Genomic DNA, 448 nt, shown 5'->3' on the forward strand with positions numbered 1-448 from the left:
ATGGCTCCGCAGGCAAGATTCGAACTTGCGACCGATCGGTTAACAGCCGATTGCTCTACCACTGAGCTACTGCGGAATAATTTTATGCTTAATATTTCGCCTGGCAGCGTCCTACTCTCACAGGGGGAAGCCCCCAACTACCATCGGCGCTGAAGAGCTTAACTTCCGTGTTCGGTATGGGAACGGGTGTGACCTCTTCGCTATCGCCACCAGACTATTTAAGACATTTATTATTATAACAAAAAATTCTTGTTTTGCAAGCTTTTTGTTCTTTCAAAACTGGATAATATGTTTCAAGTAACCGGCAATCGAGTGCCATTTGGTGTTGCTTTTACGCCATACGGCGTGATTGGTTAAGTCCTCGATCGATTAGTATTCGTCAGCTCCACGTGTCGCCACGCTTCCACCTCGAACCTATCTACCTGATCATCTTTCAGGGATCTTACTA

1 tRNA gene and 2 rRNA genes are annotated in these 448 nt (G+C 46.0%); all 3 read right to left on the reverse strand.

Annotation, left to right across the window (positions count from 1 at the left end):
• Position 1 precedes the first annotated feature (1 nt).
• Positions 2 to 76: transfer RNA gene (locus QYG89_RS17150), tRNA-Asn, on the reverse strand.
• A 22-nt stretch (positions 77 to 98) separates the two neighbouring features.
• Positions 99 to 214 (reverse strand): 5S ribosomal RNA (gene rrf, locus QYG89_RS17155).
• A 135-nt stretch (positions 215 to 349) separates the two neighbouring features.
• A 23S ribosomal RNA gene (locus QYG89_RS17160) occupies positions 350 to 448 on the reverse strand; the annotation flags it as partial.

The sequence above is a fragment of the Bacillus lumedeiriae genome, assembly GCF_044891285.1.
GTDB lineage: Bacteria > Bacillota > Bacilli > Bacillales > Domibacillaceae > Pseudobacillus > Pseudobacillus lumedeiriae.